Annotated in this window: 9 protein-coding genes; all 9 read right to left on the bottom strand. The window is 40.2% G+C overall.

Going from position 1 to position 16,441, the window contains the following annotated elements:
• Positions 1–51: 51 nt before the first annotated feature.
• Positions 52–1,788: a DUF3466 family protein gene (locus tag PAT01_RS02010; RefSeq protein ID WP_004586697.1), complete on the bottom strand. Its 1,737-nt coding sequence runs from the start codon at positions 1,786–1,788 to the stop codon at positions 52–54.
• A gap of 11 nt (positions 1,789–1,799) precedes the next feature.
• The gene (uup, locus tag PAT01_RS02015; RefSeq protein WP_029772627.1) at positions 1,800–3,710 is read right to left on the bottom strand and encodes an ATP-binding cassette ATPase Uup; all 1,911 of its coding nucleotides are present in this window, start codon (positions 3,708–3,710) and stop codon (positions 1,800–1,802) included.
• Between the two features lie 13 nt (positions 3,711–3,723).
• Positions 3,724–3,960 (bottom strand): glutaredoxin family protein, encoded by a 237-nt coding sequence (locus tag PAT01_RS02020; RefSeq protein ID WP_154944560.1) that lies wholly within the window; start codon positions 3,958–3,960, stop codon positions 3,724–3,726.
• Positions 3,953–6,070 carry a bifunctional 23S rRNA (guanine(2069)-N(7))-methyltransferase RlmK/23S rRNA (guanine(2445)-N(2))-methyltransferase RlmL gene (gene rlmKL / locus PAT01_RS02025; protein WP_054982571.1) on the bottom strand — a complete coding sequence of 706 codons (2,118 nt, stop codon included), beginning with the start codon at positions 6,068–6,070 and terminating at the stop codon, positions 3,953–3,955. The genes PAT01_RS02020 and rlmKL overlap by 8 nt, the downstream gene beginning before the upstream one ends.
• Positions 6,071–6,159: 89 nt before the next feature.
• On the bottom strand, positions 6,160–6,690 hold the full coding sequence (locus tag PAT01_RS02030; RefSeq protein ID WP_154944562.1) for a cell division protein ZapC: 531 nt from the start codon (positions 6,688–6,690) through the stop codon (positions 6,160–6,162).
• A 130-nt stretch (positions 6,691–6,820) separates the two neighbouring features.
• A complete protein-coding gene (gene pyrD, locus PAT01_RS02035) occupies positions 6,821–7,831 on the bottom strand; it encodes a quinone-dependent dihydroorotate dehydrogenase (protein WP_154944564.1) in 1,011 nt (336 codons plus the stop codon).
• Positions 7,832–7,948: 117 nt separating this feature from the next.
• Positions 7,949–12,790, bottom strand: a complete 4,842-nt coding sequence (locus PAT01_RS02040) for an NAD-glutamate dehydrogenase (RefSeq protein WP_154944566.1) — start codon at positions 12,788–12,790, stop codon at positions 7,949–7,951.
• A 213-nt stretch (positions 12,791–13,003) separates the two neighbouring features.
• Positions 13,004–15,325, bottom strand: coding sequence for an efflux RND transporter permease subunit (locus tag PAT01_RS02045; RefSeq protein ID WP_096041646.1), 2,322 nt, complete (start codon positions 15,323–15,325; stop codon positions 13,004–13,006).
• On the bottom strand, positions 15,325–16,320 hold the full coding sequence (locus PAT01_RS02050) for a WD40/YVTN/BNR-like repeat-containing protein (RefSeq protein ID WP_154944568.1): 996 nt from the start codon (positions 16,318–16,320) through the stop codon (positions 15,325–15,327). The genes PAT01_RS02045 and PAT01_RS02050 overlap by 1 nt, the downstream gene beginning before the upstream one ends.
• Positions 16,321–16,441: the final 121 nt, after the last annotated feature.

Raw genomic sequence — 16,441 nt, forward strand, 5'->3', positions numbered from 1 at the left:
CGAAAAAAAACCAACTTTTATAAGTTGGTTTTTTTATGAAAAGCAAAAAGCTTAAAATCTAAATACTCTGCGTAAGCCCACTAGCGGCAATAATAACAGTGTGTACCAAGGGAAGCTTGCTGAGCTTCTTTCATAAAGCTCTTCTTCTATTGGTGTACAGTCTTCTACTTCACCATCAATAGGTGTTAGTTTTACTGCAACAGCAACACTCTCGTACTCAATATTACCTTCAATATCGGTTTCTACATTACCAAAGGTATCGCGCTTTTCAACGGTTTTGGTAGCTACACCAAAAATTTCATTGTCTTCATTAATGACTTTCGCTTCAGCCATTGTGTAGGCGTAGTCCGTTTCACCATCTGTTTCGTAACAAGGTAGTAAATCGTTTAAGTTGGTAATTTTATCGTCACCAATTTTATATATAAACGCTTCTTTACGACGGCTGTTTTCAGATGTACCCACCTCGCCTTCACCAACAACATAACCTTGGTTATTAATATCATTACCATAAGCGCTTGAGCTATTAAAGTAACCGGTAGGGAAAACGGTATTGCCAGTACTTATATCATGATAGAAAAACTGATCACGGATCGTGGTTTCAATACGCTTTGATGCATAACCAACAATTACATCGTTGTCATTTACAGCAAGCGCTTTACCAGAAAGCCAATCATCTTCTTGGTCTATAAAATTAAACACGTCACCATTTTTAAAATAAACAGGCATTGTTAAAATAGTGTCGTCATTTTTATAGTAACGAGCATTTGAAGAGCCCACCACTGTGCCATTATTATTTAGTGCAAGAGCGGTACTTGTAAAAGCAAAGTCATCATCTTCTTCTGGCGTTAAGGCAAGGCCTAGTATTTCAGTAGAAGTGATATTAAATGCTTCATCAAGCTCCCATTTTACCGCGCGCTCATCAAATACGCCGGTGGTTACACTTGAATTTAATAATTCCACACAGGTATTGGTAGGCTCGTCTTCGTTATCACAGTTATCTTCAATATTATCAAGTCTGTCTTCAGGAATACCTGTTGAAACATAACCAACGACAGTGTATCCGTCATTTGTTTTAACAATATCGTTAGCTCGGCTAGTACCGCCGTAATCGTCAAAGTCAGGAACTAACTCAACCTTTTGCGTTCCATCTTCAGAAATAACTATTCCGCGCTCTATAAAGTCATGGGTAAACCATGTTTCTTCTTCATCTTCATCATCCGGCGTAAATAAAACTTTATCATATGGAGCTGCACTCCAACCAACGCTCACGCCATCTTCGCTTACCGCGTTGTAAAAGTTACTAACCGAACGCGTTAAACCATCGTAATCTACCGACTCTTCATCAAACAGTATTTGCTCAGTCACTATGCCATCGTCAAACTTGATACCAACTACCGAGCTTAACTTTTGGTATTCGTAATCCGTTGGTCTGCCAGCTAAAAAGCTAACCATAAATGAATGCGCATCGGCGTTATTAAAAACCGCATCGTTATTTTCTATATCATCAAGTGTAAAAGTAATTTCTTTATCACTTAGCTCAAAGTTGTACTCTTCACTATCGTACGCATTTTCAATAACGCTTTCGGTAAAGTCGATATAGCTAATATCGATTGGTAAATTATACAATCCGTTGGCAGTACCAATAATGTGCCCGCTTTCGCTTACGTCAGTCACGTAAGAATGTTTAGCGCCGTCAAGAGTACCTAGTTCTGTTAATTCATAGGTTGCACTTAATGCAGATGTACTCAATGTCGCTAAAATACTGGCAGCGAGTAATTTATATTTCATTTTAATCCTTACTACTGATTCTGTAATTCTTCAAGTTCTTCCCAGCGCTCAAACGCGGCTTCAAGGTCAGACTCAAGTTTTGCTAAATGGTTCAATGCATTAGTGGTTACGTCGCTATCTTGTTTGAAAAAGTCAGGATCGCTCACTACAGCTTGCTGCGCTTCTACAGCGGCTTCAAGTTGTTCCATTTTATTGGGTAGTTGCTCTAATTCAAGTTTTAATTTGTAAGAAAGCTTAGTGCTTTTGTTTTCAGGCTTTGTCGCGGCTACAGGCGCAGGTTTAACGTCTTTTTTTGGTGCTTGTTGCTGTTTTTCCTGCTCGGCTAAATAGCTTAAATAAGCTTGGTAATCGGTGTAACCCCCTACCATATCGGTTATTTTTCCATCACCTTCAAACGCCCATACACTACTACACGTATTATCAATAAATTCACGGTCATGGCTTACTATAAGCACAGTACCCTGATACTGATTAATAATTTCTTCGAGTAACTCTAATGTTTCAATATCCAAGTCATTGGTTGGCTCATCGAGTACTAAAATATTTGAGGGTTTTAGAAATAGTTTTGCAAGTAAAAGCCTGTTTTTCTCACCACCAGAGAGTGCTTTTACAGGTGTACGCGCACGTGCCGGTGGAAACAAAAAGTCTTGCAGGTAACCAAGTACATGACGAGAACGCCCGCCCATCATTACCTCTTGTTTACCCTCGGCAACGTTATCTTGAACAGTGGCCTCTTCATCAAGCTTTTGCCTGTATTGGTCAAAGTAAGCAAATTCTAAATTAACGCCTTGTTTAACATGACCGCTATCGGCTTCTAAATCACCAAACAGCAGTTTAAGTAAGGTAGTTTTACCAATACCATTTGGGCCTACTAAGCCAATTCGGTCACCGCGCATAACAAGGGTAGAAAAATCATTAGCAATTACTTTATCTTTAAATGCATGACTAAGGTGTTTTGCCTCAAACACTAGCTTGCCGGATCTATCAGCCGTTTCAATATTAAAATCGGTTTTACCTACTTGCTCTACACGAGCTTTGCGCTCAACACGTAACTGTTTAAGTTCACGTACACGGCCTTCGTTGCGGGTACGACGGGCTTTAACACCTTGGCGTATCCAGGCTTCTTCCTCTGCTAAACGCTTATCAAAGAGTGCATTTTGTGATTCTTCTACTTTTAAGTCATGCGCTTTTTGTTCAAGGTAGGTCGCGTAATCGCCAGGGTAAGAGATAAGTTTACCGCGGTCTAAATCTAAAATACGCGTTGCAACAGCACGGATAAACGCACGGTCATGCGATATAAATACAATACCGCCTTTAAATTCTTTTAAAAACTGCTCTAGCCATTTAACACTGTCTACGTCTAAATGGTTTGTTGGCTCATCAAGTAACAATAAGTCAGGCTCACTCACAAGAGCACGTGCTAAAGCAACTTTACGCAACCAACCACCTGAGAGCGATTCTAATTTAGCATCAGGGCTAAGCTCTAAACGCGTGAGTACTAATTGAATACGCGAATCAAAACGCCAACCGTCACACGCTTCTAAATCGTTAGATAAACGCTCAAGCTTATTTAGCAGTTTGTCGGTACAGTCGGTTTGTAGCTGTGTGCTTACATGATGATAATCAATTAGCAAATTAGCAATATCAGGCATGCCCTGTGCTACATAATCGAATACTGAGCCATTTGCTCCTTTAGGAGGATCTTGCTCTAAGCGAGATATTTTGATCCCGCCAAGCTGGTTAATTTCACCATCATCTAAAATAACTTGGCCATCTAGTACTTTTAAAAGTGTAGATTTACCCGCCCCATTTCGCCCTACAATACAGACGCGCTCACCGCTTTCTATCACTGCATCAGCATCATCAAGTAATGGGTGCGTACCATAAGCTAACTGCGCTTTTTGTATTCTAATTAAATCCATAAATACTGCTCTTTTATTCTTGCGCTAAAAATTCATGCACTGTTTGTGCATCAAACGGCCAATACAAATAGTGGCCGCTTTTGCTCTCAAATACGGGAATACTTAACTGAAAACGCGCTATTAGCTGCTCATCAGTGAGTATATCAATTAATTTAAGCTCACTATTTTTATCCAAAACCGATAATAAAACCTGCTCGGCTTGCTCACATAAACGACAGCCATCGGTGTGGTATAAAATATAATTAGCCATGGGTAATTAACCAACTGTTGTGTATTTTTTTATTACGTTTGAAATCAGGTGATAACGTTTTTTCTGAAATATTTTCAGCTTTTAACCCTAAGCCCATTAAACCTACTTCATCCATAACAAAACCGCGTTTGTTATTAGAAAAAATTAATGTACCCGACGGACTCAAGATTTTTTTAACCCAAGTAAGTAATTTTATATGATCGGTTTGCACATCAAACGCGTCTTTCATTCGTTTAGAGTTAGAAAACGTAGGCGGGTCTAAAAAGATTAAATCGTATTGGCCTTGTGCGTATTCTAGCCATTTTAAACAATCAGCTTGCTCAAAACGGTAGCGGGTATTGCTAATATCATTTAACGCAAAGTTATCTTGGCCCCACTTAAGGTAGGTTTTTGATAAATCAACGGTGGTAATTGCTTTTGCACCCCCTAATGCCGCGTGCACAGAGGCTGTACCTGTGTAGGCAAATAAGTTTAAAAAGCGTTTGTCTTTTGCATTTTGCTGAATATAACGACGTGCTAAACGATGATCTAAAAACAGCCCTGTATCGAGGTAATCAAACAGGTTTACTTTAAACTTAGCGCCAAATTCTTCCACCACCATAGTGCGGTTTTGTTTAGCCATTGGGGTGTACTGCTCTTCCCCTTTTTGTTTTTTACGCACTTTAACGGCTATGTTTTCAGGTGCTATGTTTAGCTGCTGTGCAGTTAAGCTAATCACATCTTGAAGACGCTTTTCTGATGTTTTTTCGTCAATTTCTTTAGGTGCTGCGTATTCAAAAATAACAGCAGAATCGCCGTAAATATCAACCGCTACATTGTACTCAGGAATATCAGCATCGTATACGCGATAAGCTTGTACTTCGTTTTGTTTAAGCCAATTTTTTAGGCCTTGTTTGTTCTTTTTCAAACGATTAGCAAACGACATTGAGCCTTCAAAATTAAGAGCCGGTTTGTCATCGCTTGTCAGGCTTACCTGTTTATCATCTAACTGGTATAAATTTAGCTCTACATCTAATGGGCCGTTTTTAAATTTATAACGCTTTTGTTTAACCAGTTTTAACAGCTTAAATAGGCTTTCATCCATGCCTAGTAACGCAAGCTTCCAATGATTAAAGTGCTTTTTAAAACCCACGCCCATGCTGCGGTGTAAATTTACCAGCTCAGCCATAGAGCCAATACGTTCGCCGTACGGTAAGTTAGAAATAACCACCCCGGGTAATTTAGCAACAGAGGTAAGCTTTGTTGCATCACTTTGCTTAAACTTAATAACATTACCCAGCTCTGCACGCTCGGCATTGGCAATGGCTTTATCTAGAACTTGCGCATCGTAATCGTGACCAATTAACCACAATTTAGGATCGGTAATTTGCTCAATTAATTCTTCACGCAGTTGTTTAAATTTGGCCGCTCTAAAACTAGGTAAACGCTCAAAAGCAAACCCTTCTCTAAATAAACCAGGTGCTTCGTTACGCGCCATGCCCGCAGCTTCTATTAAAATAGTGCCGGCACCACAACATGGGTCAAATAAAGGTTGATTTACATTTTCAAGCCAACCACTGCGTTTAATAATCGCGGCCGCTAAGTGCTCTTTAATAGGCGCTTTACCTTGGCCTTGGCGATAACCGCGCTCAGACAAACGAGGTCCCGAGTAATCAATATACAAAGCCACACCATGGCGATTTAAACGCGCCACAACACGCACATTGGCATCTTGCTTATCTACATTTGGGCGCTGTTCGTATAAATCGTTAAAGTAGTCAACAATCGCATCTTTAATTACCAAGCCTGAAAACTGGGTATTTTTTAAAGAGTCGTTGGTACCATTAAAATCAACGGCAAATGTTTGGGTAGGGCCAAACCATTCTTGCCATGGCTGAAAACGAGCAAATTTATACAGGCTATCTTTATCATTCACGCCTTCTTTTTCTTCAATAAGCATCAGCACACGTGTTGCGTAACGAGTTGATAGACAAACCTTTTGCGCCAATGTTGAATCTGCCTCAAAGCGAACAGAACCCACAGTTTGTTTAGACACGACGGCGCCTAATTCTGTTAGTTCATCAACAAGTAAATTTTCGATTCCGATAGAAGTAAGTGCGATAAATTGCAAAGTAATAACCCTTAATAGCTAATTGCGCAGGATTATAACATAGGTTGGCTGACAAACACTTGATAAACGCAGCTCGATTTGTAAATTTGCTAAGCTGATTTAGTGTGATATTGCTCAAGTAATAGCGGGTGAACACGATTGTTTAAAACGCGGATAACTTCAAACTGTTCAAGAGACAAATTATCATCAAGTTTGAATGTTTCGTTAAGGTTTAGGCAAATTGAAGCATCAGGGCAATGTTCAACAATTAAAAACTCACCGGTTTGCGCTTTTGAGGTAAGTTTAACGATGGCTTCTGTACTTGGCTGGGTGCCTGTGTACTCTTCAAAAAACCAACTTTTAGCCAGTACCGGTTTTAAATGAAATTTTACAGCGGTGGCATTGAGCGCAATTTGGCAAATTTGTGCAGGCTTATACAGCTCAAAACCATCTAAGTAGTTATACACCTGTTCATAAAAAGCAGCATCTTCTAAGCTAAAACGCGGGTTTTCAAATACACAGTCGGTGAGTTGTCTTAATTTATACGGTGTACATAATTGCATATCGTCATTTATATCAAGTAGTAAGCGGTTTTTATTTGCACATGCAATCCACTGCCATTGTTTTGTTGCTTGTAACATTTGCCTCCTCCTTGTTTAAAAATTTATTTTTAATTAAGACATTAATATTAGATTATAACGGCTTTTGACCATTTTTAAAACATTTGTTTAGAACATTTATTGAACGATCAAAAGCTTACATAACTGATCCTTATAAGGAATCAACGATCGATTTTACCAATTGTGGCCCTTTGTAGATGAACCCAGTATAAACCTGCACTAAATTTGCGCCTGCATTTAGCTTTTCTTGAGCAGATTGCGCATCATCAATACCACCTACACCAATAATTGGTAATTTACCTTGTGTTAAACGTTTAAGTTCGCTAACAACGTGTGTAGAGCGCTCTCTTACTGGGCTGCCAGATAAACCACCAGCCTCATCGGCGTATTGCTGACCCATTACTGCACTACGTTCGAGCGTAGTATTTGTTGCGATTACGCCATCAATTTGATTAGTTAATAGTGACTCGCTAACCTGATCAATTTGGATTTGATCAAGATCTGGCGCTATTTTAACCAGCATAGGTACTTGCTTATTATGCTTGGCAATTAAATCAAGCTGTTCATTCTTTAAACTTTGCAGTAAATCATCTAACGCGGCGCCATATTGTAAATCGCGCAGCCCTGGGGTATTTGGAGATGAAATATTGACCGTAATATACGAAGCATGCTCGAACACTTTACGCATACAATGAATGTAGTCGTCTTTACCTTGTTCATTTGGGGTATCTTTATTTTTACCAATATTAATACCTAAAATACCGGTGTACTTGGCATTTTTTACGTTATTAACTAAATTATCGACCCCTTTATTATTAAAGCCCATTCGGTTAATAATGGCATTTGACTGCGGTAATCTAAAAATGCGCGGCTTATCATTACCTGCTTGGGGGCGCGGGGTAACTGTGCCAACTTCTACAAAACCAAAGCCCATTTGGCTAAAGGCATCAATACACTCAGCGTTTTTATCTAAACCTGCAGCCAAACCCACAGGGTTTTTAAACTCAAGACCTAAAAAATTAACTGGTTTGTTTTGTAGTTGTTGTGACCAAGCTGCGTTTAAAGGGGTGTGTGCAAAACGGCGTAAATTATTAAGCGCAAACTCATGTGCCCATTCAGCATCTCGGGTGAACATAAAACGGCGGGCTAAATCGTAAAACATGAATTGTTCCTCTTTAAATTACAGACAAAAAAATACCTCAGACTAGGCTGAGGTATTGTATAACAATTTTAACAATTAACTGATTATTTACTGAATAAATAACCAATTAAAGCTAAATTATTTTCCTGATGTATCACAGTTATGGCTTAACAACATTAATTCGCGCAGTGCAACTGAGAACTTAGCAAAGTCGTGACTTTGCGAGGTTTTAAATTCAGCTAACATTTGCTTCCAACGCTGTAGCAGCAGATCTTGGCTGGCCATCCACTGATCGATTTGATTATCAACATCGTTTTCGTCACCTTCAAAGCTGTTTAGCACAACATGAGAAAGCGTACGTTGTTGCCAATCAAGCTCTTCACGATACGACGCACGGGCAAGTGCTTGCCAATGATTAGAAACAGGCTGGTTAGTAATTTGATCTAAGAACCAGTGTAAGCCCATACGCGAGCCAAGTTTAAAGTAGGTATTAGATACCATCGCCACACTGCGGCCTGAATTATGCGCTATTTCAGCAATATCCATTACAGAGAACAGGCTAGAAAGGTCAATAATACGCTTAGCAATTTGCTTAGGTACACCTTTTTCAACTAGCTCATTTGCTTTGCCAGTTAAACATTGGTGTTCTTTGTCTTGCATGTACGTATTTAAGTTTTCGCTTAAATCTTTAAACGTTGGTGCAAAGAACTCGATAGCTTGTTCAATTGTTTGTGACTTATTACGATGACGTAAGAACCAGCGTGTTGCACGGCGAACAGTACGACGTAATTGGTACAGCATTTCGGTTTGAACTGCTGCTGGGATTTTATTATCTAGCGCGCTGATTGATGACCAGGTTTCACGCATTTCAAAAATCTCACTCGCAATTGAATAGCACATTGCGATTTCAGCTTCGTTAGCACCGGTCTCTTCGTTCATGCGTACCATGAAGTTTAAGCCCATGTCATTAACGATATTGTTCGCCAGTTTTGTTGCAATAATTTCTTTGCGCAGTGGGTGATTATCCATCGCGTCGTTAAATTTTTCACGCAGTGGACGCGGGAAAGACTTAACTAGTAGCTGACGGTAGTACGGGTTTTCAGTAATTTCATCTGTTACTAACGACTCTTTAAGCACCATTTTAGCGTACGAAACTAATACTGAAAGCTCTGGACGTGTTAGGTCTTTACCTGCTGCAGCGCGCTCTGCCAACTCTTCATCAGTTGGTAAAAACTCGATTGCACGGTTTAGCTTGCCTTCTTTTTCAAGGGCATGAATAAAGCGGATCTTCTCTTTAAGTGTTGATGCACCTTTAGACTGTGTAATCGACAATGTATGTGTTTGACGGTAACAATCTTTGAGTACAAGCTCAGACACTTCGTCGGTCATAGAGTAAAGTAACTCATCACGTTGTTTACGTGTTAAATCCCCTTCTGAAACTAAGCCGTTAAGTAAAATTTTAATATTTACTTCGTTATCTGAACACGCAACACCGCCTACGTTATCAATAAAGTCGGTATTTACACGCCCGCCTTTGGCTGCAAACTCGATACGCCCTAATTGGGTTGCACCTAAGTTACCGCCCTCACCTAAAATTTTAGCGCCAAGGTCTTTACCGTTTATGCGCAGCGCATCATTTGCACGATCCCCTACATCAGCGTCTGTTTCGTGGCTGTTTTTAATGTAAGTACCAATACCACCGTTCCATAGTAAATCAAATTCCATCATTAATGAGGCTTTGATTAACTCGTTCGGTGTCATGCTTGCTTTTTTAGTGCCAAGCATTTTTTTCATTTCTGGGCTTAAAGAAATCGATTTAGCTGCGCGCGAGAAAATCCCACCGCCCGCTGAAATCAGATCTTTATTGTAATCTTCCCATGATGAACGAGGCAGGTTAAACAAGCGCTCACGCTCTGGGTAAGAGGTCGCTGCATCTGGTGTAGGGTCTACAAATATGTGCATATGGTTAAACGCGACTTGTAAGCGAATGTGCTTAGACAATAACATGCCGTTACCAAACACGTCGCCGGCCATATCACCAATAGCAACCACAGTGAAGTCGGTAGTTTGACAGTCAATATCCATTTCACGGAAATGACGTTTAACAGACTCCCATGCACCTTTTGCTGTTATGCCCATTTTCTTATGGTCATAACCTACTGAACCACCTGATGCAAACGCATCACCTAGCCAGAAGTTGTATTCGTTAGCAATACCGTTAGCAATATCAGAGAAAGTAGCTGTGCCTTTATCGGCTGCTACTACTAGGTATGGGTCGTCTTCATCGTGACGTGTTACATTAGCTGGCGGTACAATTTCACCACGCTCAATGTTATCGGTAATGTCTAATAAACCACGAATGAAAATTTTGTAACACTCTTGACCTTCTTTAATAAAGGCTTCGCGTTCACTCGGTAGCTGCTTACATACAAAACCACCTTTAGAACCTACCGGAACAATTACGGTGTTTTTAACTTGTTGTGCTTTTACTAAGCCCAGTACCTCAGTACGGAAATCTTCACGACGGTCTGACCAACGAAGGCCACCACGAGCAACTTTACCACCACGTAAATGCACACCTTCAACACGCGGAGAGTATACAAAAATCTCAAATGCTGGCAGCGGAAGTGGCATATCAGGAATTAAGCTAGGCTGTACTTTAAACGACACGTAAGATTTAAACTGACCTGTTTCATCTTTTTGGAAGTAGTTCGTACGCAGTGTTGCCACAATCATATCTACGTATAAACGTATAATACGGTCATCATCAAGGTTCGCTACGTTTTCAAGCTCTAAGTAAATTTGTGCACTTAATTTTTCAAGTGTTTTAGGGCTTGCAGGGCTTTTTACTGAGAACTTTTTAGCAAATAAGTTAACTATTTGCGCAGCAATATGCGGGTAGTTTGCAAACGTGCTCTCAATGTAGGTCTGTGAGAAGGTAACCCCAATTTGGCGCATATATTTTGCATAGGCACGTAATATAGAGGCTTCACGACCTGTTAAACCACCCATTAATACTAAGCGGTTAAAGCCGTCGTTTTCAAGGCGGTTGCCCCATACATTAGTTAAAGCAGCGCGAAAACGAGCAGAAATCTTATCAAAGTCGGCCATACCTTTGCTGTCAATCAGCATAGAGAAGTCCATGATCCAATTGATACGACCATCACTTGTTTTAACAGAATATGGCGTTTCACCTACAACGCGTAAACCAAAGTTTTCTAGCATTGGCATAACATCAGATAAGTGAATTGGCTCATCTTTATGGAACAAGCTTAGGCGTACAATATTGCTGTTAGCTTCTTCTTGCGGACGGTAGAACAGCATTTCTAGCTTGTTCTCGTCGTTTAACAATTCTAGTTTTTCAATATCTACAACCGCAGCACTCGGTAGTACTTCATCTTTGTACGAGCGTGCAAACGCATTGCAATATTTACGATTTAGCTCATTACCGCGGGCTTCCCCTGCTGACTCTAACAGTGCAGATTGTAATTTATCTTCCCATGTACGAGCAGCTTCTACTAGGTTGTTTTCGATGTCTTTCACGTTATATTCGATATTGTTATCGGTCACACGAACGGTGTAATGTGTACGCGCAAGTGTTGACTCAGAGAAATAGGTAGTAAATTCGACTTTTTCGTCAGAATTAAAGGCGTTAGCTAAAATGTCTTGTGTTTCTCGGCGCAGCGCTGTGTTATATCGCTCACGCGGGACGTACACCATACAAGAGAAGAAACGTCCGTAGGCGTCTTTACGAACAAACAAGCGACACATATCACGCTCTTGAATTTGTAAAACACCCATTGCTACTTCAAGTAACTCGCTCTCGCGAGCTTGAACTAATTCATCACGTGGGTACGTTTCTAAAATATTCAGTACCGCTTTGTATGCATGGGTGCCTTTAGCAAAGTCACACATATCCATAATACGGTTAATTTTAGTTTTTAGAACAGGCACATCTGCTGCGCTGTTGTTGTAAAAGCTTGATGAAAATAGGCCGATAAAACGGTCTTCACCAACCACATTGCCTTCATCATCAAAGCGTTTAATACCAACGTAATCTATGTAGGCTGGGCGATGAACGCGCGATACAGAGTTCGTTTTTGTTAATACTAATAAGTTACTGCTGAGGGCTTCTTGGCGAGCAAATTCAGGTAATTCAGATAATAAACGTGTGTGCTCATCGGTTGAATTTTTCATAAGGCCAAGGCTTGTGTCCATTTTGCCTTTTAACTGGTAATCACCTTGTACAGGGGTAAGCTCGTACTCGCGATAACCCATTAAAGTAAAGTTATCTTTAGCCAGCCAATCTAAAAACTCTACGGCTTCAGATACTTCGTTCTTATTTTTATTGTGCTTACGTTTTGGTACTTCTTTAGTAACAGAGACTAATTTTTCGCGAATTGGCTGCCAATCATCTACCGCAATAGAAACATCAACCAATACTGATTCGAGCTCTTTTTTGAAAGACGCAATAACAGATGCATCGGTTTGGCGGTCAATCTCAATAAAGAACACTGTTTTAGTAGAGCTCGATTCTTGCTCTGCTTTTAAATTTGATAAACCAGAAATTTTAGCGTTATAGTCACGCTGAATTTTCAGTGGGCAGTGAAGTAATAAGTGAGAAGCTATATTTTCACGGGTCATAGCCATACGAACAGAATCGACTAAAAATGGCATATCTTTAGCAATAATTTCTACAATTGTATGTGATGACTGCCAGCCATCTTTTGCTACTTCAGGGTTGAAAACGCGAATTACTGCGTCGTCCGTGGTGTTTTTTTCTAGTGCATTCCAAAGGCTGAGTGCAGCACCGTATAGGTCACTATCATTGCGATTTGCCAAATCCTCTTTAGACATATTGCTGTACAAGGCTTTGGCGAATTTCTCAACGAGTAACACATTATCAGCGTGAACTTTTTTCTGGATAAGCTTACAGACATTATCTAGGATAACCGAGGCTTGGCCTTCATTTCGTGTCATTGTATGTTCCTTAATCTATTACTGCTTTTAGTTAAGCAGAATATTTGTACAGCCATTTATTAGCGTGGAGTCAGTTAAATTCTAACCCTTTTAGCGCTAATAAACAGCCTTTTCGATGAAAACATTTTAAGCATTTCAGCTATTTGGTCATCTATTCACAAAATATAGATATAAATGACCATTACAGGTCATTTAGGAGCACAATTATTCACTTTATTTTTTCTGGTCGGTCCACAGCAGACTACCAATTGCGGGTAATAGCAGTACCGCACCTAACATATTTACTAAAAACATGAAGGTAAGCAGTATTCCCATATCTACTTGAAACTTAAGATCAGAGAATATCCACGTACTAACACCTATCGCAAGGGTAATACCGGTAAACAATACAGCACTGCCACGCTCAACAAGGGCATTACGGTACGCCACGCTCAGCGGTACGTTTTGCTTAAGTTGGCCCATCATCGAAGAAAGTATATAAATACCGTAATCCACACCAATACCTACACCTAGGGCTATAACAGGTAAAGTAGATACCGTTAAGCCAATTTCTAATTGCACCATAAGTGCTTGTGCAAGAGTTGATACAATATACAGAGGTAATACCACTGCAATTGTCGCTTTTACGCTCTTAAAGCTTAACAAACACAAAATAATAACCGCGCCGTAAACGTACAGCATCATCGGAATTTGCGCCGCAGAAACAGACTCGTTTGTTGCTGCCATCACCCCTACAGGCCCAGACGCTAACTTGAAGGCTAACTTGTCTGTGCCTTCTTCTTGTGCAAATTGCTTAACACGTTGAATAACGGTATCGATTGTATTTGCTTTGTGATCATCTAAAAATATAATCACCGGCATGACTGAGCAATCACCATTAAGTAACCCTGTGCTTGTTTCTACACGGGCTGTTGATTGCACTAAGCTGGCTGAATTACGCGGTAAGCTTTGCCATTTTAAGTTACCTTCGTTGTAACCTGCGTTAACCGACTGCGCCACAGAGCTTAAACTAACCGCCGATTGTACGCCTGGCACGTTTTCTACCTTGTACTGAAAACGGCTAATGCGCGCCATCACATCGTGCTCTGTACACGCCGCTGGGTAAGCCTCAACAATCACTTTTAAAATATCCGACGAAATAGTGTATTTGTCCGATATTAAAAAAGTATCTTGATTGTAGCGAGCATCTTGATGCAGCGAAGGCGCACCTGCATGTAAATCACCAATTCGCATTTTATCTGCTTGCCAGTAACCTAAGGCAAATAACACCAGCGTAAAACCAATAATCATTTTTGCGGTTTTAGGGTCTGTGGCTTTTACTAATAAATCGCGTATCGCATCTAGCATATTTGGCTTTTGCGCATCGCCTGATTGAATATGCACAGTGTTGGCAAAATTCATATACGAGGCCCACACTGGCAATAAAATTAAATTAGTAAATATAATAACCGCAACACCTAAACTTGCTGTGATTGCAAGTTCACGAATAATACCTATATCAATAGTCAGCAGGGTTAAAAAGCCCACCGTGTCTGAAAGCAGCGCAATACCACCAGGTACAAGTAATGCTCTAAAGCTTGATTGACAACAAATGCGGGTACTTTTGCCCTCACCTACTTTTTTACCAATGGCGTTGATCATCTGCACGCCGTGGCTTACACCAATCGCAAATACTAAAAACGGCACCAATATAGACATAGGGTCGAGTCCAAAACCTAAACTCGACAGCAAACCCATTTGCCAGATTACGGCAATAATTGAACACGCTATAGGTAGAATGGTGAGCTTTAAACTGCCACAAAATAGCCATACCATAATAAAGGTAAAACCAATGGCAATAGCAAAAAATAGCACAACGCCTTTTGCCCCTTGAGCGATATCGCCGGCCATTTTGGCAAATCCAATAATATGAATACTGACTTTATCTGTACTTAAAGGCTCTCTTACTTGCGTTTCTAACTTATCTGCAAATGCCAGTGTATCTAGCTTTTGCTGAGTTTGCGGGTCGGTTTCTAGTAGCTGCGCGGTCACCATGGCACATGAGTAATCGCTGGCAATCATTCGCCCTACTACTTTTGCTTTTTCAATGTTTTCTTTAACTACCGCTAAACCTTTTTGGTCGGCTTTAAAGTTTGCAGGAATAATTGGGCCGCCAGCAAAACCATCTTCAACCACTTCGACAAAACGCGCACTGGGCGCAAAAATAGAGTTAACTAATGGGCGGTTTACACCAGGAATAAAATACAGTTGATCGTGTACTGCTTTTAACTGGGTGAAAAATTCGGGGTTAAAAATATTGCCACTGTCATCACACACCGAAATTAAAATGCTATTTGCGCCACCAAATTGTTTTTCGTGTTTGGTGTACACTTTCATGTATTCGTGATTTAGCGGAATATTTTTGTTAAACGAGGCGTCTAATTCAATATGAGTGGCTTTATAGCCTAAAAAACATGTGATTAGCGCAAAAGCGATCAACATGATAGTACGGTGTCTAAACACCGCCTTTTCTAAAAAATCTAAAAACGTATGCATTAAGGGTTCAACTCCTTCACTTTAATGCCATCTTCTGTTGCCATGACTAATTTATTATTAATTATTACGCCATCAAGAATAGCTTTACCATCGGGGCGTTGTTCATGTGTAAGTAAGCCGTCTTTTAAATGAAAGATCACACCACTATTTGCTAGCAGTAACCAATGTTCATTATTGTAATTTATAATGTTATTAACCGTGGCCGTTTTAACATTTTCAAAATGCTGCCATTGTTGTTCATTTTTATTTTTAGCAAATACATTTCCTCTGAGCCCTGCCACAATTTCTTGCTGCGGATCTGATGCTACCGCAAAAAAAGAACCTGGGTAAATTTCATCAAGGCGTTGCCATGTTTGACCATTATCACTGCTTTTGGCCATTAACCCCATTTCACCGACTAACATCAAACCACTGTCTGTTTTTTCAATACGGTTAAAATGAGGCAGTATAGATGTTGTTTCAGCTTCGTAGCCTTGAGGATCATTTTCTTTTAAATCATTCAAATACTCTCTATCTTCACTAAACAGTAAAGAGTCTAAAAAGCGTTTATGCCAGTGCTTGCCGCCATCACTGGTTTGATAAAACATGCCATAAGCGCCAACAGCAAAACCATTTGAGTCATCTTCAAAGTAAATATCTAAACACGGCTTATCAAGCTCTGGCTTTGCTTGTTGTAATTGCCAATTTAAACCACCATCGGTGGTATTAATTATTGTGGCATCGTGCCCGCACGCCCACCCATGAGTCTCATTAGAAAAATCGACAGCCGTTAGCAATACCTGTGTAGGGACGCTTTGCGCTTGCTGCCATTGCTCAGCGTTTTTGCTTGTTATTACCGTACCGTGCTTACCTACAGCCACTAACCCTGCACCTGTATTCGTAATATCAGTTAGTAGGGTTTTATTTGCGTTGATTGCGCTAATAGCATACTGAGGTGCATCTTGTGCAATACTCGCACCGCTTATGATCAGGCTGGCATATACCAAATACTTCATAAATTTTAATCGCCTTGAACTGAAGAATTGTTTGTCTGTTTGCTGAGGAAAATCCTGCGTGTCGTATAGACAAACGCGATGAGAAAGAAAAAAGCAGCTAACGGGCTGTTAGCTGCATATT

Source organism: Pseudoalteromonas atlantica (assembly GCA_007988745.1).
In the GTDB taxonomy this organism is placed as follows: Bacteria; Pseudomonadota; Gammaproteobacteria; order Enterobacterales; family Alteromonadaceae; genus Pseudoalteromonas; species Pseudoalteromonas atlantica.